The following is a 22,523-nucleotide window of genomic DNA, read 5'->3' as shown; positions in this document are numbered from 1 at the left end:
GTCAAGTCAAAACCAATTACCTGCATAGTAAACGTAATCGATTTATGTTTCCCAGTAATACCAGATTATTAACGGTATCTGATTATCAGTCGGTTTTTGGAAAAATATGGGAACTGATATTTGATCAAGAGCAGCGTACTAATCGGGTCGCTGCTATCTTGTTACTATCAATGATAACCGGTAGGTCAATTCAGACTGTGATCAAGGAGGTAGCCACTAACAAAAGTCAAAGACAGTTTTTGGTGGAAGAAGAGGGTGGTGTTACTGTGATTCGAAATAGTATTAATGTCACCGTCAATCGGCGCGATAAAGTAAAGCCGCTTACCAAAAGTCATAGTCATCATTTTAGTTTACCGCTGCCAGCACCCTTAGACGTTGTATTACAGTATAAATTTGAAGTGGAAACAACCGAGGTCAATCAACTCTTAAAAACGATTAAAGAATCTCTATCTTTATTATCAAATCAGCACATCGAATCAGCGCTAACATTCATTATTACTCATCATATCAGCGAACCATTGCACTCAGACATCGTTACAGGGGTCGAGGTGGAGCATTCATCACCGCTGTACTATACCAGTATAGAAACATCTTATTTGATTAGTACCTATCAAGCTGCAATTAAAATACTAAGCAATCAATTTTTTGAAAGCTTTAGGACTATTAACTACTGTAGAACCAATAAAACTAAAAAAGTCTCACATTTGCTAAACCCAGAAAACTATAAATTATGGCAAGCTAACAAATATCCTTATCTTGTGGACATGCCAATTGTCGCTAGCAATGTTAATAAAACCTTCATTGGTAGTGAAATGGCACTGACTGACAAGGTTTGTGGTCAGTTTTTCGCACTGCTTGCAGAACGTGTGCAAGGAGATAGGCAACAATTAGATCATGGTACAAACGACCTTAGAAGCGAATATATCAAGCAATTTAATGCTTATGGTTTATGGCTCTGGCACATCATTCAGATTCAAACAGGCATAAGACCTGTCAATGACGCACCTGGATTTTTAAATCAATTTAATTTTAGTCATGATATTTATTGGGTTTCAGATAAGTCCATACGGCAAGGCAAAGACCACGGCCGCCTTATTCCTATCAGTACTTTTTTGAAAACGGCGCTAAAAAACTACATCAGTTATATCAAACACTTTGCTAGTGTGCATAATCCTTTATATCCGGAATACAAGCTTGAAATCAACAAGATTTTGCAATCAAAAGTACCTTTTTTACAGATACTTAGCCTAAATCCAAAAAAGTTTATGCCTATCACGCCAAAACGCATCAGAAGAGCAGTGGATAAAGCTCTTCCTCATCAAGATAATTGGCTGCGACATCAGTTACGTTCGATGCTTACCAATGAAGTAGATGAAGTGTACGTTTGTGCCCTATTGGGTCATGAACATGCTGACCAAGAGATATTTCATCCGATGTCCTCATTATCAATCAATCAGTACAGAACAGAGCTCTTGCCTCAGTTAGATCGTGTGGCACAAAAACTCGATCTTAAGCAAGTGGAGATCAAGCGCTATGGCTAAATCATCAGAGTTATCGTCGCACGAGCAAAGAGCTGCTAATTTACAGCAGCAAAAAAAGGTATTAATCAGTAAAGCTGAAGAAATTGTCATTGAATATTTATATAAACATCACCCCTTTAATGAATCTGATATGGAAGAGCATTATTGTACTATCGATAATGAGCTATCAAACACTTTCAAGACATTCAATCAATACCGCTGTGCAAGAGTAGGGTTCTTACAAGCCGTCAGAACTTATAACAAAGGTAACAATTGCGCGCTAGATGAACCTGTTGTTCCTATTGTGGCCGAACGAGATAAACTCACCATTAGCTATGAGTGGTTTGTTGAAGGCTCAAAAATTTCAGAGACGTGGAAAGCCATGCAACTAACTTGGCAACGTAAGCTTAAGTTCAGTGCTAATGATTATGTCTCTTATTTTTTGTATAGTAGTATCATGTTCGGTGGTTTAAATGATATCGATGCATTAAGAGCGCTATATCAATGGCTGTTTAGCGAGCGAAAACTATATCTTGTGAATCTAAAAAAACAGTCTGAACCTCATCAGAAGTTAAATGCTAATAAAATCTTGCTCGTGATCCCTTTAGAGATCAGAGATGACAAATATGGTTGCAGAGTTGATGGCAACGATGATGCATTAACTCGCTATATATCTTATGTTCCTGATGACCTAAGTCTTATGTTTCTATACGCTTTAGGTGATACTGATATAAATAAGCGTAAAATACAGCAGTTTGAGACGATTATCAAAGGATTGAACAATACGTTTGAACTTACTTGCCGAGATCCAAAAAAAATCCATTTATCACATCTTATCAAATACGCTAATTTTCATTGGCGGCAGTGGCCTGGTAGTGCTATCGATGGCGCTGGCAGTCTAGTCATGCAAGGACAACTTAAAAGTACGTCACTACCTACTGAGCAATTACTTAATTATAACCAAGAAGTTATTCAAAGTACCCAACCAGCTATTACTTGGCAAAAGCTGTTTGTTCAAAGCACATCATCGAACGATACCTCTAGGCCCAGTAAAAGCTATCCCGCTTTTAGCAAGAATATAATTCAGCTCATTCAAGAGGGACTGAAAGGGACTCGAGCATCTGCTAAAGATACTATTAACAACGTGAAAAATGACTTTCCTCAGCCCAATGCCATACGTCTACTTGGTTGGGTGCTGTCTTTATTAGAAGGCAATCAAACCAATCTAAACTCCGTCAGTAAATATGTGGGTTGTATTGGGCGTGAATGGCTTATGTTGACCATGGATGAAGATTTAGAAGGATGGGGGACCAATGATTATGAAGAAATATATGAGCAAATCATTCTAAGTAAAGTTAAAGATGCACGTAAAAAAGATATTTTGCAGAAAGGCCCGATCGATGATCGAGATGATATTGAGCTTGATGATGACGATATAAAGAATGGTAAAGATAATGATTTAGTTGATCCAGTACCTAATCTAGTGCAGGTGCTAGACGAAAGTAACGACTCAAAAAATGAGGGTCAACAATCCACCAGCTTAGATGAGCTCAAAAACACCCAATCTTATACCTATGGGCGATTACGCACTTTTCATCAATATCAGATGGAGTATTTCGATGCTCCTGACGTGGTTTTTGCATGGGGAGAAAACAAGCAGGTCGTCAAAGCGAGTATGGTATCACCTCGAGTATATAATGCCATGCACAGCGCACTACAAGTATCTGAATTGAACAGTAGTCAAAAGCTGTTATGCCAGACGATATTGATTCTAGCGTATCGTACTGGCATGCGTATTAATGAGATTGCAGGTATAAAACTCAAGAACGTAAAAGGTATCTCGGATATTAGCGTTGTACTGACGCCAAACCCTTATCTACGTCTTAAAAGTAGTAGTGCTAAAAGAAGAGTATTATTAGCGGCGCTTTTAAAGAAAGATGAGTTAGAGGTAGTGACGTCGTTTATTGCTCAGCAACAAAGAATGGGGGTGTCCTATTTGTTTTCACAAGGCGTGAGTAAGCAGCCATTACCAACGTATTTTTTTAGCAATTTGATGAGAGTGCTATGGGATGGTGTGCTTGGGCAAGACAATCACAATTATACTTTTCATAGCTTCAGGCATACGGCAATCAGTCAGTTAGCGCTAGCTATCAATGATTCGGCATTAGCAGAGGTGATGACGGACTATACCCAACAGGAATGCCAGAACATCGCTGATAGTCTTGCAGGTTATCATCAAAATCAAGGTGCTTGGTTTGGGTTAGCGAGCTTCGTAGGTCATCTGACTTGTGACACAACTTTTGAACATTACATCCATACTGCACATCTATTAGCAGGGTCGCAGCTGAGCAACGCTAAAATTGAAATACCTTTTACCGTACTACATAATACAACTGGTATAGATTACCAGACAGTCAATTATCACGATAAAACTACCTATGATAAATCTACTAAGACAGTAGCGTTAAAAAAATTAAGGCCTTATTTTGCAAAAAAGCTAAAAGCACATCACAATCCTTTATTTACAGCACCCGATGTGAGCACCAAACTTATTCAGCGGAGTGCTGAAGGTGAGGGGATGCAGCACTCTGTTTTTATTGATGCAAGGTACGATGCTGTTATTAGTTTTCTAAGAGAGATAGATAGACTCAGACCTGAGCTGCGTGAAAAAGAGTTGGAAAATATAGCAATAAAACACGGTATTCATTTACTCAATGCACGAGAGTTATACAAAAACGCAAGTGGCTTAAATAATAACGACAAGCTCATCACTCAAGTTAAAGGTCAAACTGCTCAAGCCATTATTACCACGGCATTGGATAACGCTTATAACCTGTCCGTACAGAAACCTGATCAATTACGAGAGTTTGTCAGTATTTATAAGCAAAAGCACATTACCTCTAGATCTTACTTAAAATTTGGCATTAAAAAATCTCAACATGAGTTATTGGGTGACTTCTTGAAGATAGGGTGTCAAATTATTGCTCCTCACCATTGGCAACTGACTTCTAGTAGCGCAAAAGAGGTTAGAGATTTCAAGAAAAAGTATAAACTAGATAGCGCCATTAGGGTGGAAGCCAACCAAAATTGTGTAGGCTTTGAAGTTAGAATTGTCAGAAAAATGAAATCCAAATCTGAAAAACAAGCTACTTATGAGTCGTCCGGCGTCTTGAAATTTTTGGGTGAGATGTTAGTAATACTGCTTGAACAGGATAGTGAAGAATAAGTCTGATACAGCCAGCATTGTAAATTTAGATTGCCTAACTAAAATCTCCCAAGTTAATGTCTACGGATTTGACGGCATAGCTCATTGTTCTAACTGAACCGCCCCGACTATATCGGAGAGCGTTTTATTTGAGTCAGGCAACTTTGCCTGACTCATTAAGACTATCATAATATTGCTTTTCAAACTCAAAAGGTGATACATAACCAATCGTACTATGCATTATCATATGAATTACCCGCGTTCCAACAAAGGTAATAACGCCAGAATCAGCCATCTGATCAGTATAACGAATAGATAAATACTGAACGCCTCTATCACTACGATGAATAACGTCTTTTGGGTTGTTTCTGTCTGCAATGGCTTGATTTAACGCTGCCATCATCATATCGATGTTCATACGATTAGACACCTTCCAGCCAACAATACTACGGACAAACACATCTATAATAAACGCAGTATACTAATAAGGTGTTAAAAGGAGCTAAAAATGAAACTCGCAGAAGCCCTACTTATTCGTAGCGATATGCAAAAAAAACTTGCTCAAATTAAAGGACGTATTCGTAGTAATGCTAAAGTTCAAGAAGGCGATACGCCAAATGAAGATCCAAGTCATCTAATGATTGAGGCTAGTCAAGTCATTACTGAGCTATCTACTTTGATTGAACGTATTCACCGTACCAATGCAGTTGCTAAGACGGATAAAGATCAATCAATGCTGACGCTATTGGTTGAACGCGAGGCGTTGGAGATGCGCCACAAACTATTAATTGAAGCAATTGAAGCGACCGACACTGAGGCAGATCGTTATAGTCATCGTGAAATTAAATGGAATATTATGGTCTCAGTAGCTGGGTTACAAAAGCAAGCCGATGACCTGGCGATGAAACTACGCAAAATTAATATTGTCATTCAAGCCAATAACTGGCAAATTAACCTTGTTGAATAAGATTTGTAGACTACTAAATTTATAATTTTCTATTCTTATAGTCATAAATGAATAGAACCACCTATTGGAACCGATTGGGCGAGTGTCAGACCCCTTACCTACACAACAGGGGGTTGAAAACATACTGTAGTGTTTGTCATGCGTTGCGGGTAGACGCTTTTTTTACTACTTATGCCCCGAACACGTCACAGCTCACAAGGTACTACTTAGACCTTACTACCAGATACTGACAGTCGGTTTCAACTTTACGTTTAATGCCTCTTGATACGCCGATTATCAAGAGCGTCATCTACGAGTACTACGCATTTACCAAACTCAACACCCCGTGTTAAACCTCTCTAATCCACGACTCCATTCAAGTCCTCACTAGGGTACCGAACCAGTGAAATCGGTTTATCATAGGCATACTTACAATAGATTATAGGCGTAATAATAGTACGCTTGAAGTGGTTTTACTGCATTAGTCTATTTTAAACGGTCTATCAATGGGCTTAAAGGGTGATATAGCTGTTTCCACTCGGGTATACCCGAAATGAATCAGTAACTTAATGCCAGATTGAGAAGCTTTTCCTAAAAACTGTGTAACTACTTATAATCCAATAGCAGGAGAATAAGCAATGACTACTCAATCTGACATTAAAAAACTGGCTGAGCAAATGGCCAGCAGCATGAGCAGCTTAAAAGTTTGAGAAAAAGGTGTGTTATTTAAAGTCTTATCTACTACAGCTCCATAGCTATACTGGAAGTTATTTAACCTGCGCTGTTTCTAATAAACTGCCATCTTTATCGAATAAGCAGTCGACGATAATGAGCGGAGCCGCATACAAGAGCTTGAGCGAGAAGTCAGACAGCTTAAGATAGAGAAAGATATCCTAAATGAGGAGGGATTAAGCGAAGCACTGCTTCGCCCCGACGCAAGGGGAGAGCTATGTTCGAGTGGGCTTCAGCTCTGCTGGCATCGGACAACCTCAACGTCTATCGTTGATTAAAAAGCTGGCAGAGCAGGACAAAAGATTAAGTAAGAAGAAGCTGTGTGACTTGTTTGATGTGGTTAGAAGTAGTTACTACTATGGTATTAAGACTAAGCCTATTGATGTTGAGCGAGTCAAACTCCAGTCTTTAATACGCCAAATATTCAACGACTCAAAGCAATCAGCAGGGGCTCGGACTATAGTTGCCATTTTAGCTAACGAGTATGGCATTAAGCTAACGCGTTACTTAGCGACTAAGCTTATGGAGCGAATGGGTTTAGTCAGCTGCCAGCTCAAGACCCACAAATACAAACACGCTGACGAGGCGCATATAACCTATGACAACCTTTTAGACCGAAACTTTAACCCAGATGCGCCTAATCAAGTCTGGACAGGCGATGTGACCTACATCCGTATCAAAAGTGGCTGGTGCTACTTAGCGGTTGTTTTAGACTTGTTTGCTCGCCGTGTGGTTGGCTTTAGCGTATTCGATTCACCTAATAGCACCTTGACCGCATCAGCGCTAAAGATGGCGTATCAGACTCGCCTTAAACCAAGCGGTGTGCTGTTCCACTCTGACCAAGGCACGCATTACACCAGTAAAGAGTTCGTTGACGCGATAGCTGATTGCGACGGTATGGCACAAAGTATGAGCCGTCGTGGAAATTGTTGGGATAACGCGCCAACTGAACGCTTCTTTAGGAGCTTTAAAACCGAGTGGATGCCAAAGGGCGGTTACGAGGATATCGCTGAAGCATCGAGCGCCATTAGTGATTATATCTGGGGCTACTATCAAACCGTGAGACCGCATAGCTTCAACAATTATTTAACACCAGTAGAAACAGAAAAACGTTACTTTAATAAAAACCTCTTAGAAGGTGTCCTAAATTAGTTGACCACTATAGTTCAGGTTTTGCGAATGCAAGGTTTGAAACGGATATAGAGGAAGGGCTAGATGTGTTAGAGGAATATTATCCTGAACAAGAGCGAAGCTTTTTGGTAGAGCAACAAGCTTCGCATGAAGGGGTTGTGCAGGATATTCAGCAGGGATTGCAGCAGAGTATCAGAGCTGTGAATTGAGCACAGTTGAATTATCTAGTCAGCTTGGTAAGTCAATTAATGGATTCTGAACAAGTTGGCTAGTCACTAATTGAGGGGAGCTTGGGCTTCCTTATTTTAGAAGTTTTCTAGTACAATTTTGCCTTTCGACTTGCCTGATTCAAGTAACTTATGCGCCTTTTCCAAGTTTGCAGCGTTAATTTTGCCTAGATTTTGGTTGAGGGTACTTCTAATTTTTTGCTGGTCAACTAATTGGGCAACCTGTTGCAACAGATCACCTTGCTTTTCAATATCATCGGTTTCATACATTGAACGGGTGAACATCAACTCCCAATGGATAGAAATAGATTTAGTCTTAAACGGCATAATATCAAAGGTTTGTGGATCATCGATCAATCCAAGCTTGCCTTGTGGTGCAATCAGAGAAACTATTTGCTCGATATAGGTGTCTGTATGATTTGTAGAGAATACGTATTTTGGTTTTGCAATGCCTAGTGTCTCGATTTGTGCATTTAAATCTTTGCTATGATCAATGACATGGTCGGCACCAAGTGATTCCACCCAAGATTTCGTTTCTTCACGTGAAGCTGTTGCTATAACGGTCAGATTTGTTTTTGCTTTTAGGAGTTGGATAGCGATTGATCCTACACCACCTGCACCACCAATAATTAAAATACTGCCAACTTCTGTTTCTGAAATTTGAAACCGATCAAACAGCATTTCCCATGCCGTTATTGCAGTTAATGGCAATGCTGCTGCTTCTGCATTAGATACTGTAATTGGTTTAAGACTGATAATTCGTTCATCGACTGCTTGATACTCAGCATTACTACCATCTCGGGTTAAATCGCCAGCATACCAAACAGAATCTCCTACTTTAAACGAGGTAACTTTTGAGCCAACTTCAATAATTTCCCCAACGGCATCCCAACCTAAAATACGATTATTTGCTTCAGACGAATTTTTTCTCACTTTGGTATCAACTGGATTCACAGAGATTGCCTGAACTTTTACCAGTACATCACGCTCCTTAAGCGTAGGCTTCGCTTTTTCAATATCTACCAATGAATTTTTAAAATCATCATGGTTATTGATAACATACGATACGGCTTTCATAGATTTGTCCTTAACTTTAAAAAATATAGGGCGTGTTGAACATTCAAATATTAGGACTGCTGATAGATAAAATCGCACCAAACTAGGCGTAAACCGACGATAATGTCGAGGCCTTAGCTAGGTTTACAACACCGTTTGGGGTGATTTTAGCATCAGCCCTTCGGGGCGGGGCTCTTTTTTGCCAATACATGGCGAAATTGTCTATCCTAGAATAACTAGGCTTCGAAAATTTCACTGCGTATTGCCTGAAAAATAGCCGCCGCCAGTGCCACATTTGAATGTTCAACACGCCCTAGTAAAAATGGGAGCGAAGTGCTCCCATTTTATGTTATTCAATAATTAAAACTCTTGGCTCGTTGGGCGCAAAACAATTTCATTAATATCTACATCCGCAGGCTGTTCAATTGCATAAGCAATTGCTCGAGCGACTGAGTCAGCTGGTATGGCTTGTTTGTAGAAATCAGTAACAAACTCTGAACTTTCTTTATGAGAAGAACCGAATTTTAGTTCTGACTCAATTGCACCAGGCTCAATAGTAGTCGTTCTAATTGTTCCCCCAACTTCATGACGAAGGCCTTCAGAGATGGCTCTTACAGCAAACTTAGTACCGCTATAAACAGTACCTCCTGGACTAAATACTTTTAACCCTGCAACAGATGCGAGATTAATAAAGTGTCCAAAGTTTTGTTTTTGGAAAACAGGTAGGGTAGCTGCTATACCATAAAGAACACCTTTAATATTAATGTCGATCATACGATCCCATTCATCAACTTTTAGCTCACTTAATGGTGCAATAGACATTAATCCAGCATTGTTTACCAATACATCGATTTGACCAAATGCGCTTAATGCCTTTTCAATAAGTGCTTGTACTTCATGTGGTTTGGTTATATCCATACCAATAAATTCAGCTTGACCACCTTCAGCACGAATGTCGTGAACAATAGCCTCTAATTTTTCAGTACGTCTAGCACCAAGTACAACCTTTGCACCTTTTTTAGCAAGTAAGCGAGCAGTAGCTTCACCTAAACCACTACTTGCACCAGTGATAACAATAACTTTATTTTCTATATTATTCATACAAGTAACCTTCAACCTATCTGTCAATCATATTTGATGGGTTAAGTATTACAGCCTTGTTAGGTATAATAAATGAATAATATTATCTTTCAGAATTCCTATTTGCGGAATAATTAGCATAACACAGGATTGGACATGCAGAACAAATTGGAAATGATGCGTATCTTTTGTGTCGCAGCAGAGTCTCGAAATTTTAAAGAGGCAGCAACTCAGCTGGGTATTTCCCCACAGGTAGTGACACGGGCAATAAAAGAGCTAGAAGAGCAGCGCGGGGAGATTTTGTTTTACAGGAGTACTCGACAAATTAAAATTACCGCTGATGGTGAGCGTCTGGCAAAGCAAGCACGTCTTGCGGTGGAATCGATCGATGCTTTGCTTGTAAAAGACACCAAGGAAAAACGAGATGAGATGCGTGGGACTGTCCGTCTTACTGTGTCGTCTGTGTTAGGGCGTAAAGTGGTAGTACCTGCACTAGCAGAATTTGCCACACGTTATCCAGATATTGTCGTGGATTGTGTGCTAACAGATTCACACTCGGATGTGATCGATGAGCGGATAGATATCGGGATCAGATTTGGATTTTTGCCGGACAATCGATATGTGGCAAGGGAATTGGCTAAAGTGAAATTTTATTCTGTGGGTACGCCAGAGTTAATTGATAAGGTTGGAATGCCCAAAAAAATTATTGACCTTGATAAATACCCTCTAACAGCACTATTCGATCATAAAACAGGGCGTTACTGGCCATGGACATTCACCGAAAGTCGAAGCTTTACGCCATCAAAGCCTCGTTTTATTACAGATGATTTAGAAGCTGAATTTCAAGCTATTCTCGCTGGAGTTGGATTCGGACACATGCCTGGATTTCTAGTTTTGCCGTGGCTTAGGAGTGGTAAGCTCATTCATATACTTCATGAGGAAGCCTCTCCCGTTTGGCGCCTGTATTTATATCGTCCACAGCGGGGCCCGACACCTTTGCGAATCCGAGCATTGTTTGATTACTTAGTGGAAGTGCTGGGCCGTATAGAAACCTGAATCAGATGGAACTAGGGCGTGTCCCCATTTAGTCATAAACGCTTGAATTAGGGACACGCCTAACCTTTTTTCTAGAAAGTAGAAATCAGATAAGACCATCATGTATTCAGAGTAACTACGATTTTTCCTATTTGCTGATTTGATTCAAGATAGCGCTGAGCGTCATGCATGTCCTCAAAGTTAAAGCAACGGTCGATCACTGGACGAAGATATCCTGCACCTATACTGCTCAGAATAAATCGTCTGGCTTGCTCCCTTAGAACAGGGTCATGGAGAACCTCAAGGAACAAAAAACCTCGCATGGTTAAGCTCTTGCGTAATGCAACTTTAAGGGGGAATGGTGTGATCTCCGGGCTAAGTGCACCATGCATAACCATCGTTCCTCCTACCGACATCGCTTTTGCAATTTGTTCAATATGTGGCCCTCCTACAGCATCGAAGGCGACATCAAGATGTTCTCCACCCAAACGTGAAACAAGCGCCTCATACAAATCGGGTTCATCTTCACTGGCTATAACATTTTTAACACCGAGATCCAGTAAACGTTGCTTTTTCTCTATCGTCTGTGTACTTGCAATGACCTTAGCACCCGCTGCTTCAGCGATCTGTATCGCAGCTAGTCCTACGCTACTTGAAGCTGCTGTGATCAAGATCGTTTTTCCTTTCGATAATCCACCAGCATGGATTACACCACCCCAAGCCGTCAAATACTGCATCCAGATTGAAGAAGCTTCTTCCCAGCTTAAACTATCGGGTTTGTGAACTAAAAAAGTTTCTGGAATCAGAAGCTTGTCCGCATATGTCCCATATTTGGCTAGATTGTCAGTCGGAAGAATCGATACTGCATCTCCTGGAGAAAATTGGCGTACACCTTCACCTATCGCAAGAACTATGCCTGCTCCCTCATATCCCAGACGAGAAGGGAATACTGCCTTTTGAATATAAGTACCACGCCGAAACATTACATCGGCCCGGTTGAGTCCGATCGTTTTCATCTGTATTAGAACTTCTCCTGCGGCTGGTAAAGCAACAGGAAGTGTTTCTAATGTCAGAACATCTGTATCTCCAATACAATTGAAGCGCCAAGTCTTGGCCTGAAGTGCGTTAAATGACATCGATAACTACCTTAATATTAGCAGAGCGATCTTGAACAGCATCATGAGCCTCAATCGCTTGGTCTAGAGTAAAATGACGAGGATCAACAATAGCACGCAGTTTACCTTCCTCAACGAGACGAGTCGCGGTCTTAAGGACATCACCATGATGAGAACGGCGATTGCCTGTTAACGTCGGCATTAGGACGAATACGCCAGACACTGTGGCACACCGTAGAGATGAATTCGCTAAATTATGATTGCCAAATGCAGCACAGCTGGTGATGTGGCCATAGTGAGTCGTCATGGAAAGTGAAGCTTCGAGTACTGGACCACCCACAGTATCATAAACAATGTTAAAACCTTGACCCTCAGGGCTTGCAGCAATAATGTCATCGGAAGATGCTGTTGTGTAATCGAGAGGTGTTGCACCGAGTTCTGAAATCAGTGATTGATCAGCTGTACGACCAGTCGCCCAAACATTTGCATCAAGTGCTTTTGCAAGCTGAACCACCATATAACCAACGCCACCAGCACCACCTTGAACCAGTACAGTTTGCCCTGGTTGGACCTTCGCATTATCCACTAAACCTTCCCAAGCGGTGAGGAACGTCAATGGTAGTACTGCTGCCTCGCGCATAGAGATATTCCGTGGCTTTAATGCGATCAGATCAGCATCTGCTACAACATATTCTGCTAAAGATCCTTGAAGACCACGAACGCCACCAATCAGACCGTAAACTTCATCTCCGACGTTGAAGTGGGTGACACCTTCACCCACAGCAGTTACAACTCCAGCCATATCCGTTCCCAACACGGCAGGAAGCTCTGGCATAGCATATGTTGCTTCACCAAGACGAATTTTATAATCAATAGGGTTTACACCACTGGCATGAATACGTACTAGAACTTGCCCAGCCTCTGGTTGAGGTATAGGGAGTTCTACACGTTTAAATTCATGATCACCAAAATTTTCTAGGATAAGCGCATTCATCATCTTATTCATAGTTGTTCCTTATTTTTAACTGGGGGATGACATGCACAATACCAAAGTAAATTAATCCAATAAATGATATTTATAGGATTTAATAATTCCTAAATAATGAATAATAAATATCATCCGCTCACTAAAAATAGGCTTTGTTGCACAAAACTATTTCTAAGGCTTATGCCACAATATAATTTTCAAATGAATAATCCTGCACCTAAAATTTATCGTACAACCAATTGGTCTTTATATAACCGAGCTTTCATCAATCGGGGGGAATATTGCCGGTGGAGTAGTCAAGGTTGAGTGCCATCTTCATTTAGAATTTGCCCTGTGTGCTTTGGTGTAATTAAAGGTGCAGTCGGACGCGGTCCTGTATATTGCAAGCCGATACCAGCATAGACATCATCTGCTGCAGTTTCAGTTCCAAAACGTTCTTTGTCTAGTTCTCGGATTTCTTGGCTAATTTCTTCAACATCACTCTGGTCAACACCCATTTCTTCTAAAATTGCACCGCCAAATAGCATTGCCGACTCGAAAGTTTCGCGTATCATGTAATCCACATTTTGTTTTGCTAAATGCAGCGCATGCTCACGGTCATAAGAGCGAACCAGTAACTTGGCCATAGGAAATTCATGTTGCACCAACTCTACGATCTTATTCGTCGTTTCTTTGTGGTCTACGCAAACAACAATGGCTTCAGCCGTATCTGCTCCAGAGGCATGTAAAATATCTAAACGAGAACCATCGCCATAATAAATTTTAAATCCAAATCTTTCAGCGTTTTGAATCATATCGATATCATTATCAATGATGGACACATCAATGCCTCGAGCAAGCAGCAATTGACTGGAGACTTGTCCAAAACGACCGAAACCAATCATCAGTACTTTTCCAGAAAGTCCTTCAGCAATACGGATATTTTCTAAAGAAGTTTGTTCTGTAGTTTGGATAAAACGTTTAAACAGAATGCCTATGATGGGGGTCAAAATCATCGACAAGATTACAATTGCAGTCAGGTTTGAGCTTTCCTCAGCACTAATGATTTGAGCACTCATGGCGGCAGTAAAGAGTACAAAAGCAAACTCCCCCCCTTGAGCCATTAGTAATGCGCGATCGAGTGCTTCAGAGTGTGAACTTTTGGCCAGGCGTGCAGTCAGATAAATGATGGATGCTTTGACAAACATCAGCAGAATTACAGCACTTAAAATTAACGCCCAGTTATTTTTTATGACGTTAAGGTCTAATGACATGCCTACGCCTAGAAAAAATAATCCGAGCAATATGCCACGAAACGGTTCAATATCTGCTTCAATCTCATGGCGAAAAGTGGATTCGGAGAGTAATACCCCTGCAAGGAATGCCCCCATTGCCATCGATAAGCCACTAACTTGCATCAGTAATGCTGCGCCGAGCACCACCAAGAGTGCTGCTGCAGTCATGACTTCACGGGCTTTGGCTGCGGCTAATAAGCGAAATAAAGGGTTAAGCAACCAATAGCCTGCAGCGATTAAACCTGCAATTGATATTAAACCAATTCCGATGCTCTGCAAACGCGCAGAAGTACTTTCAACAACATGATTCGGTGCGATAAAAGCGACAATTGCCAATAAAGGGACAATCAATAAATCTTCAAACAGCAGGATCGAGACAATTTTTTGTCCTCGTGGTTGAGCAATGTCTCCACGATCTCCCAAAAGTTGCATCACAATTGCAGTCGAGGTGAGTACAAAGCCTGCAGCACATACAAAACTCACTTGCCAAGAATAGCCATAGGCCAAGCCTACCGCCATTAACCCCAATGAACAGGCACTAATCTGTAATGTGCCTAATCCAAAAATTTCTTTTCTTAAACTCCATAAATACGATGGACGCATTTCTAGTCCAATCACAAACAGATACATCACAATACCAAGCTCAGCAACATGCAGAATAGACTCAGAATCGTAGAAAAACGCTAGTCCAAATGGACCAATAATTAATCCTGCAATTAAATATCCCAATACCGAGCTTAATCCTAGGCGCTTGATTAAAGGGACTGAGATCACTGCCGCTGTGAGCAGTATGACAGGGGATAGAAGGCTGATAGATGTGGCTTCTGCACTCATATATTTCTCAGATTTTGTATAGAGTCTGTTGACACTTCAAGTATAGAAAGTAGATTCAAAACACAAGTGCAACAGGTTTGTAGTTAGTTGAAACAGTTATTCACTATATCCGAATTTCAAGTAATCAATGGGATAATTTTATCACTGCATTTAAAGACTGTTAGCAAAGTATTGGTAAGTTTTTCACTATAGGTGTTGAGGGAAATAATTGCAAAATAAGGCATCGAATTAGATGTGTTAGTTCAGTATTGAGTGTGGCTTTAGCAAGAATAAGGATATTAGGGCGTGTTGAACATTCGCAAATAGGCACTGCTGATCGCTAAAATTGTTCCAGACAAGGCACAAAGCGACGATAATGCAGATGCCTTAGCGAGATTTGTAACGCAGTATGGGGCAATTTTAGCATCAGACCCAACGATAAAAGCAGGGGACAGAACTCTTTTTTGCCGCTTCACCGTTAAAAATAAGCGCTTAGAATGACTAAACTTATTATTTTTAACATCGAATCGCCTAAAAAATAGTCGCTGTCAGTGCCATGGTCGAATGTTCAACACGCCCTAATGCTTCTCGCAATATTCTAGCGGTAGGACATACCACTTTGTCTGTGGAGGAAAGATGCGGTAAAGGTCGCCTTGTGAAGCAGAAAGCATGCCTAAATCTGTGAGAAAGTCGCCTAAGAGCTTTTGCTTTTAAAATCTCTGAGAAACCTGTTTCGTAAAGAGTTAGTCGAAAGTGGGGGGGAGTATGTCAGAAGTTTAATTTTATGGGTATACGGATTTAATGGTTGATGAGGTAAATTTTTCCCACTAACCGGTTACCGCCCTCAGATGGTTGATAGATCGACCCCGTAGTTGAGTTCCTCGGCTAAGTCCGGCAGACCGTAACCGATGGTTTTCTTATAGAACGGAGAGACCTTCGCAGTTGGGGCCTTCTTCTTGTGCTTCGTGGTGTAGAGCATTCGTGCCCGCATCACCTCGAAGGAGTAGCCACGTCCCTCCCGGTTCTTGTCCTTGGCCAGTCGGTTGATGGACTCCGTGTAAGCGTTGGTGACGGGCATGCCCGTCTCAAAGTAGGTCATGATCTCTTCGCGCCACTTTCCCACCGCCCTGACCAAATCGCTCCAGACTTCCTTCTGTCCCTTCGGGATGCTGGCTATCCAATCGTCCAGAGCGACTTCTGCCTGGGGCCGTGTGATGGCGTCCCAGATGCCGTAGAAGCGTTCCTTGTGCGCGTAGGCGGCCAGCAGTTAAGGGAATGCGCCTGTCCAGGTCTCCATGATGAGCCGTTCCCGGTCTGAGACTTCGTGGGCGCGTTTCAGTAGAATTTTCCGGTCTCCCTTGAGGGTTCGGCTCTGGGAGGGTTTCAGCTCCTTTTTGATGCCCTTGCGCTCTTTCTCCAAGGCATAGTTGGCCATGCGCACCACATGGAACGTATCAACCACGATGCGGGCCTGTGGCAGCACCGTCTTGACCGCTGTCCGGTAGGGATTCCACATGTCCATGCTGACGATCTCGACCTTCTGGCGGTCTTTCATTTTCATCAGGTAATTGCTCACCACGTCCTGACGGCGGGCAGTCAACAGGTCGAGCAGAGTTTTCTCCTCGATGTTGGTCAGAATGCAGCGGTAGCACTTGTTCAGGTACAGCTCGTCGATGCCCAGAATGCGGGGCGTCTCGAAGCGGTGCCAGCGCCCCAGAAACGCGGCGCGGGTATTGAAGATGTCGCGTACCGCTTCTCGTCCAGACCGGTCTGGGCAGCCACGAAGGTGTAGGGGTGATTGAAGGATTCTTTCTCCACGTACTCATGCAGCCGAAGCGTCATGCGGAAACTGTCCACCATTTCCGGAAGCTTGGGCTTGAAGGTGGTCTTGCAGGCTCGGCAGGCGTACCGGCGGCGGACCACCCAGAGCGTGACTCGCTTGCCGTGGATGGGCAAATCACGATAGGGAACATCACGCTTGCCGAACCGCACGAACTCACCCTGTACGCCGCATTCCTCACAGGCGATGGGATCAGGCGCGTTCACCTGGAAATGCATATCGTCGTCGTTGGATTTGTAGCCCAGCACCAGATATTCAGGCAAGTGCAGGATGTTGTCGGGCATTTCGGTCATGCGGTAGGCACCGTATAGTATTTGCTTTATACCCCTCTTAGCTTCAACTGCATATCTTATTCACATGCTCTGTAGTTGGTCGCTTTTATGTTTGGTCAACTAGCTGCATTTGAGCTTCATTCATTCGGCCACCGTGCACTGTCAGCCTTGCAAACCCGGCATCCAGTTCACGAATATCGGTAGGTGTGAGCTCTACATTGAGAGCACCCAAGTTTTCATGCAGGTGATTAACATTCCGTGTCCCGGGAATGGGAACAATCCAGGGCTTCTGTGCCAACAGCCAAGCAAGTGCGATCTGCGAAGGACTAACGCGCTTCTGTTCTGCTAGCTTCCAAAGCACATCAATGACGGGTTGATTGGCAGCTAGGCTCTCTTCGGAGAATCGATCAAAGCCAGCGCGAAGATCCGTTTGGGGATCAAAGCTCGTATTGGCCCACATCTTGCCAGGCAGGAAGCCCATGCCTACTGGCCCCCAGGGGACGAAGCCGATGCCTAATTCTTCACAAATGGCAAGAACGTCGTTTGTTTCTGGACTGCGCTCCATAAACGAATATTCGGTCTGCACGGCAGCTAACGGATGAACGGCATGCGCTCGGCGGATAGTCGTTGCACTTGCCTCTGATAGCCCGAAGTGAAGCACCTTTCCCTGATTAATCAGGTCTTTAACAGCCCCTGCCACTTCTTCAATTGGGACCGATGGGTCAACGCGATGCTGGTAAAGCAAATCAATGCGATCCGTTCTCAGGCGCCCGAGTGACTCCTCCACCATTCGTTTGATGTTTTCGGGACGACTGTTAAGCCCTCCGTTCTTGATGTCAAAACCAAATTTAGTCGCAATGGCGACCTTGTTGCGGAACGGTGCTACAGCCTCACCAACTAGCTTTTCATTGGTATACGGCCCGTACACTTCAGCTGTATCAAAAAACGTAACCCCTTTTTCGTAAGCCGTACGGAGAGTTTCTATACCTTGGTTTTTATCTGCCGGTGGACCGTAGTTGGCACTAATACTCATACAACCCGCGCCCAGCGCAGACACGGCTAAATCTCCAAGATGCCGGGTAGGCATACCGGACTCTCCTGAGTGAGATGGAGCCCTCACTGCATCACCTGTTTTTCGGTTGTCCGATGCCGCCCATGATGTTGTCGCTACCGCGAGACCGGCCCCGAGCGAGGCGGCCTTGATTATTAAGTTACGGCGGTCAGGATTTGCGATGTTTGATTCAGTTTGCTTAGTAACGCTTTCACTGTTGTTCATAAATTTAACCTCACTAGAAGTGGTTTTACATATACTGGACCGTGGGACGTACGAGAATTTCGTTTAACGTCACGCGTTGCGGACGGCTGATAGCGAACGAAATGACTTCGGCAATATCTTGGGCAGGAATGGCCCAATCCAGAGAGTCTTTAGCTGCTTTTTTGCTGTCATCATGAGTAATATGATCCGCCAGCTCAGTAGCAATAGCGCCTGGTTCAATAACCATTACTCGAATGTCAGGCTGAAGCTCGACGCGCAGTGACTCTGACCAGCCGTTGATGCCCCATTTTGTAGCCGAATAGGCAGCAAAACCGGCAGGAGCTATACGACCAGCGACCGATGAAATATTGACCAAATCTCCGCCACCGTTAGCGCGTAGCTGTTCAAGGAACACGTCGGTGACGGTCATTGCACCAAGAAGATTCACCTCTACCATTTGGCGGTGCTCTGCATGCTGTTCCTTACTAAACGGCGCAGTGAGCATGACGCCCGCATTGTTAATAAGGATGTCAGCCCCACCCAGCTCACGCTGGACACGTTCGGCCGCCGCAACGATCGAGTCACGATCAGTGACATCTGCCTGAATCGCGATGGCGGCGTCGCCGAGCGAATCGACTAAGGCTTGAAGGCGGTCAACACGCCGAGCCAGTAACGCTACTTGATGGCCATCTGCCACTAGGGCACGGGCCGTTGCTTCACCGATTCCTGACGATGCGCCAGTGATCACCGCCACTCGAGCAGTCTTTGGTTGGGTATTCATCATCACCTCTTTATTTCCTAGTTAGTGTTAAAATTCTCTCGGGTCACCAAGCCAATCAGTACTGAATCTGCGTCGTTTAACATGTCCAGTTTTGTAGCCAAAAAGCGTAGGGCGTAGGTAAAACTACCTCAGACTGTTCAATTCCCATATCTCGGGCCGCTTGGAACGGCCAGTGCGGATTGGCCAACAGCGTACGGGCGAAGAACACCACATCCACCTGTTCGTCTCGGATAAACGCGTCGGCATCTTTGGCACGGGTGATCATCCAGCTTGTGCCTACCGCCAGCCCGGTTTCGGCGCGAACCCGTTCTGCATAGGGCACCATGAAGTTGGGCCCCCACGGCACCTGCTCGTCTGGTGTCGATAGCGCAAGTCCGACATCAACCAAATCCACACCCAGGCTTTTGAACCAGCGCAGCACTTGAAGGGCTTCGCTAAACGAGTGTTCTGTACCGTTATCGAATTCCGTAACTCCAAGTCGTATGGTCAAGGGCAAGTCATTCGGCCAGACATTGCGAACCGCTGTGACGGTCTCCACCAAAAAGCGGGCACGGTTTTCCAGCGACCCACCGTAGTGGTCGGTTCTGCGGTTAGAGTGCTGGGAAAGAAAGCTCTGCCCCAGGAAGCCGTGAGCAAAATGCAGCTCTAGCCATTCAAAACCCGCTTCGTAGGCCCGTCGGGCGGCGTCCGCAAAATTCTGCTGGGTTCGTTGAATGTCAGTGAGCGTCATCGCTATGGGTAGGTGTGGTGACTCAGGCATATAGGACAGTGCACTCGGGGCCACGGGTTGCCATGCTTGCGGGTCGGTTTTCGCTAACGGAGCGCCCCCCTCCCAAGGCGGCGTGCAACCGGCCTTACGACCGGCATGGCCGAGCTGAATACCAGGTACGGCACCGTTGGATTTGATCGATTGCGCAACAGACGCGAAGCCTTCAACCTGAGCGTCGCTCCACAGACCCGCATCGCCTGGGGTAATGCGGCCTTCCGGGGAGACGGCTGTGGCTTCGACGACCAATAAACCCACGCCACCACGGGCGAGCATGGTGTAGTGAGTCTTGTGCCATTCGTTCAAGAACCCGTCTTGGGCCTGGTATTGGCACATAGGCGAGGCTGCGATACGGTTTCTCAGCGTAATTCGCTTGAGATTGAATGGTGAGAAGAGAGAAGGCATTGGCTACCCCGAGACTGATTACTGATAGTGCCTCATCATAACCAGGTAACTGTCTCTGGAGTTGCCAAATTCAAGCGCATCATTGCCTAAAACGACGAATGCTAATCATAAACAAGAAAATGAGGTGTTGGTCAGTGTTATACTGTTGATACTTAGATGATATGGACGCTAGGCATGCAGCAACACTATGTGGCTTATAACAACGGATCCTCTCCGATTGGTACGTTGGCCAACACTATTGAAACTATTGCCCAAAGTGATGGTGACTACGCCACGGCTATACCAGGGCTTTCACTCCATCGGAGGCGTACCCCAACGGAGCCTGTGCACTGTATCTATACGCTGGGCTTGGGGGTAGTGGCACAAGGTGGCAAGCAAGTCATGCTGGGAGACGCACTGCTCGAATACGGTAGAGGAGATTGTATGCTCACGACGATCGACCTACCTGTGATCTCTCACATTACCCAGGCTCGAATCAAAGACCCTTTCCTGGGCCTTATGTTAACTATGGACGTACGAACTATCGTTCAGGCGGCTTCGGAAATGGATTTACCTCCTCTTCAGCGAAACTCCACCTCTCAGCCTATTACGGTGGCAGCGCTAGATGATCTCATGATAGATGCACTTACACGCTTGGTTAGGCTGACTAGCGAACCGCTGTTAGCTCCCAAGCTAGCACCTCTCATTAAAGAGGAAATTATAGTGCGATTGCTGGCAGGCCCACTCGGATCGCAGCTCAGAAATTTCCTGATCACGGAATCGCCAAGCCATCAGATCACAAAAGCCATTGCCTGGCTAAAGCAACACTTCGCACAAACACTACAAGTGGAGGAGTTGGCAGCCTACGTACACATGAGCCAATCCACTTTTCGCCAGCATTTTCGAGCCATTACCGGCACTAGCCCGCTTCAGTTTCAAAAACAACTGCGGCTGCAAGAGGCTCGGCAATTGATGCTCAACCAAAATGTCGATGCAGGAACCGCCAGCTCGTTTGTGGGTTATGAAAGCCCTTCTCAATTCAATCGGGAGTACCGCCGCTTATTCGGCGCACCGCCCCGAAAAGATGTAAAACAACTGAGGCAGGCGGGTGTCATGCGGTAGGTTGTAACGATAAAGTTTCGACCGAATTTCAACCAGATATTCCGTTGAGATAATAGCCTTTAATGCCGAGTGCAAATTAATAAATCAACCAGATATTCCGGTTACCCAATTTTATAAGTTATTGTAAAGATTCGGAAAGTTAATTATGGCATCCAGTTGCAGAGCCAATAGTGACTTCATTTAATCTCAGCATACTTTTTGAAACACTACCTAAATTTTTAAGGTTTATAAAAAATATTCCTTTTTTATACTATGGGGTACATTAGTATTAATGCTAGAAATAAGGAGGTCTGATGCCTAATCAGGTTGAAGACAAAAAAAAGATTCTTCTACGTGTCAGAAAGATCAAAGGTCAGACGCAAGCGATTGAAAAAGCATTAGAAGACAATGTGGAATGTGGTGCAATTCTGCAACAATAGCATTATGTCGAAATAAAAACCCAGATTTTGGCTCAGCTATGGGGAAATTTTTTTTAACTTTTATACAACAAAACTTTCTGACATGTATACATTAGCAATGTCAGAATCAGTTTTCATTCTAATCAATTGTGGAGTTTTAGTCATGCTTAAAACAGCTTTATATGTCCGTCTTGAAGCTAAACCGGGTAAAGAAGACGAAGTGGAAGCTTTCCTTAAAGCCGGTTTACCTATTGTAATGGAAGAACCTGCGACAGTTGCGTGGTTTGGCCTACGTCTTGGACCTACAACATTTGGTATTTTTGATGCATTTCCTGATGAGGCGGGTCGCCAAGCACATTTATCTGGCAAAGTTGCAGCTGCTTTGATGGCTCAGGCCGATGAGCTATTTTCAGAGCCACCGTCTATTGAAAAAGTAGATGTTTTGGCTAGTAAACTACCAGCTCATACCGACGCTTAAATGTATGAGGGTGCTGCCTGAAATTTTGTGAACCGCCCCGACTATATCGGAGAGTGGATTGCTTGAGTCAGGCAGCTTTGTCTGACTCAGTAAGACTATCATAGT

The 22,523-nt window shown here is 43.8% G+C and carries 15 protein-coding genes and 5 pseudogenes; 10 read left to right on the top strand and 10 right to left on the bottom strand.

Annotated elements, in window-relative coordinates; all coding sequences use genetic code 11:
* The first annotated feature begins 44 nt into the window (after positions 1-44).
* Both QO187_RS11580 and QO187_RS11575 read left to right on the top strand, forming a co-directional pair.
* Entirely contained in the window at positions 45-1,541 is a 1,497-nt protein-coding gene (locus QO187_RS11580) for a hypothetical protein (RefSeq protein WP_102094231.1), read from the top strand.
* On the top strand, positions 1,534-4,746 hold the full coding sequence (locus QO187_RS11575) for a tyrosine-type recombinase/integrase (protein WP_102094232.1): 3,213 nt from the start codon (positions 1,534-1,536) through the stop codon (positions 4,744-4,746). The genes QO187_RS11580 and QO187_RS11575 overlap by 8 nt, the downstream gene beginning before the upstream one ends.
* A gap of 276 nt (positions 4,747-5,022) precedes the next feature.
* Here QO187_RS11575 and QO187_RS11570 read toward each other — a convergent pair.
* Positions 5,023-5,206: pseudogene (locus QO187_RS11570) on the bottom strand (DDE-type integrase/transposase/recombinase); the annotation flags it as partial.
* A gap of 27 nt (positions 5,207-5,233) precedes the next feature.
* Between QO187_RS11570 and QO187_RS11565 the strand changes: the two are divergent.
* From QO187_RS11565 to QO187_RS11555, 3 genes and pseudogenes are all read left to right on the top strand, one after another.
* Positions 5,234-5,692 carry a DIP1984 family protein gene (locus QO187_RS11565; protein ID WP_025651570.1) on the top strand — a complete coding sequence of 153 codons (459 nt, stop codon included), beginning with the start codon at positions 5,234-5,236 and terminating at the stop codon, positions 5,690-5,692.
* Positions 5,693-6,628: 936 nt separating this feature from the next.
* Positions 6,629-7,555, top strand: a complete 927-nt coding sequence (locus QO187_RS11560; RefSeq protein WP_102094235.1) for an IS3 family transposase — start codon at positions 6,629-6,631, stop codon at positions 7,553-7,555.
* Positions 7,555-7,743 (top strand): annotated as a pseudogene (locus QO187_RS11555) (hydrolase or metal-binding protein); the annotation flags it as partial. The gene QO187_RS11560 and the pseudogene QO187_RS11555, both read left to right, overlap by 1 nt.
* A 96-nt stretch (positions 7,744-7,839) precedes the next feature.
* Here the strand turns inward: QO187_RS11555 and QO187_RS11550 are convergent.
* On the bottom strand, positions 7,840-8,838 hold the full coding sequence (locus tag QO187_RS11550; RefSeq protein ID WP_102094237.1) for a zinc-binding alcohol dehydrogenase family protein: 999 nt from the start codon (positions 8,836-8,838) through the stop codon (positions 7,840-7,842).
* Positions 8,839-9,177: 339 nt separating this feature from the next.
* Positions 9,178-9,918, bottom strand: a complete 741-nt coding sequence (locus QO187_RS11545; RefSeq protein WP_034617111.1) for an SDR family oxidoreductase — start codon at positions 9,916-9,918, stop codon at positions 9,178-9,180.
* A gap of 135 nt (positions 9,919-10,053) precedes the next feature.
* Here QO187_RS11545 and QO187_RS11540 point away from each other — a divergent pair, with 135 nt between their 5' ends.
* Entirely contained in the window at positions 10,054-10,953 is a 900-nt protein-coding gene (locus QO187_RS11540; protein WP_102094240.1) for a LysR family transcriptional regulator, read from the top strand.
* Positions 10,954-11,051: 98 nt separating this feature from the next.
* Here the strand turns inward: QO187_RS11540 and QO187_RS11535 are convergent, their stop codons facing one another.
* The 3 genes from QO187_RS11535 to QO187_RS11525 form a co-directional block, all read right to left on the bottom strand.
* Positions 11,052-12,068: a zinc-dependent alcohol dehydrogenase family protein gene (locus tag QO187_RS11535; protein ID WP_102094242.1), complete on the bottom strand. Its 1,017-nt coding sequence runs from the start codon at positions 12,066-12,068 to the stop codon at positions 11,052-11,054.
* Complete coding sequence (locus QO187_RS11530; RefSeq protein WP_102094243.1) at positions 12,058-13,053, bottom strand: zinc-dependent alcohol dehydrogenase family protein; 996 nt, start codon at positions 13,051-13,053, stop codon at positions 12,058-12,060. Before QO187_RS11530 ends, QO187_RS11535 begins: the two co-directional genes overlap by 11 nt.
* A gap of 278 nt (positions 13,054-13,331) precedes the next feature.
* A complete protein-coding gene (locus QO187_RS11525) occupies positions 13,332-15,143 on the bottom strand; it encodes a monovalent cation:proton antiporter-2 (CPA2) family protein (RefSeq protein WP_102094246.1) in 1,812 nt (603 codons plus the stop codon).
* Positions 15,144-15,241: 98 nt separating this feature from the next.
* On the opposite strand from QO187_RS11525, the pseudogene QO187_RS11520 reads away from it, so the two are divergent.
* Positions 15,242-15,376 (top strand): annotated as a pseudogene (locus QO187_RS11520) (IS1 family transposase); the annotation flags it as partial.
* A 590-nt stretch (positions 15,377-15,966) separates the two neighbouring features.
* Here the strand turns inward: QO187_RS11520 and QO187_RS11515 are convergent.
* From QO187_RS11515 to QO187_RS11500, 4 genes and pseudogenes are all read right to left on the bottom strand, one after another.
* Positions 15,967-17,255 (bottom strand): annotated as a pseudogene (locus QO187_RS11515) (ISL3 family transposase).
* 85 nt (positions 17,256-17,340) lie between these two features.
* A complete protein-coding gene (locus QO187_RS11510) occupies positions 17,341-18,510 on the bottom strand; it encodes an aldo/keto reductase (protein WP_228153214.1) in 1,170 nt (389 codons plus the stop codon).
* A gap of 25 nt (positions 18,511-18,535) precedes the next feature.
* Positions 18,536-19,270, bottom strand: coding sequence for an SDR family oxidoreductase (locus tag QO187_RS11505; RefSeq protein WP_102094247.1), 735 nt, complete (start codon positions 19,268-19,270; stop codon positions 18,536-18,538).
* A gap of 76 nt (positions 19,271-19,346) precedes the next feature.
* Positions 19,347-20,441 carry an NADH:flavin oxidoreductase/NADH oxidase gene (locus tag QO187_RS11500; protein ID WP_102094249.1) on the bottom strand — a complete coding sequence of 365 codons (1,095 nt, stop codon included), beginning with the start codon at positions 20,439-20,441 and terminating at the stop codon, positions 19,347-19,349.
* A gap of 174 nt (positions 20,442-20,615) precedes the next feature.
* Here QO187_RS11500 and QO187_RS11495 point away from each other — a divergent pair, with 174 nt between their 5' ends.
* From QO187_RS11495 to QO187_RS11485, 3 genes and pseudogenes are all read left to right on the top strand, one after another.
* Positions 20,616-21,542: an AraC family transcriptional regulator gene (locus QO187_RS11495; RefSeq protein ID WP_102094250.1), complete on the top strand. Its 927-nt coding sequence runs from the start codon at positions 20,616-20,618 to the stop codon at positions 21,540-21,542.
* Positions 21,543-21,835: 293 nt separating this feature from the next.
* Positions 21,836-21,958 (top strand): annotated as a pseudogene (locus tag QO187_RS11490) (metal-sensing transcriptional repressor); the annotation flags it as partial.
* Positions 21,959-22,103: 145 nt separating this feature from the next.
* Entirely contained in the window at positions 22,104-22,418 is a 315-nt protein-coding gene (locus QO187_RS11485; protein WP_004812141.1) for a putative quinol monooxygenase, read from the top strand.
* Positions 22,419-22,523 lie beyond the last annotated feature (105 nt).

It is taken from the genome of Psychrobacter sp. Arc9, assembly GCF_041431295.1.
Lineage (GTDB): Bacteria > Pseudomonadota > Gammaproteobacteria > Pseudomonadales > Moraxellaceae > Psychrobacter.
Note: the sequence above shows the minus strand (reverse complement) of the source record. Positions and strands in the feature narration are given on the sequence as shown.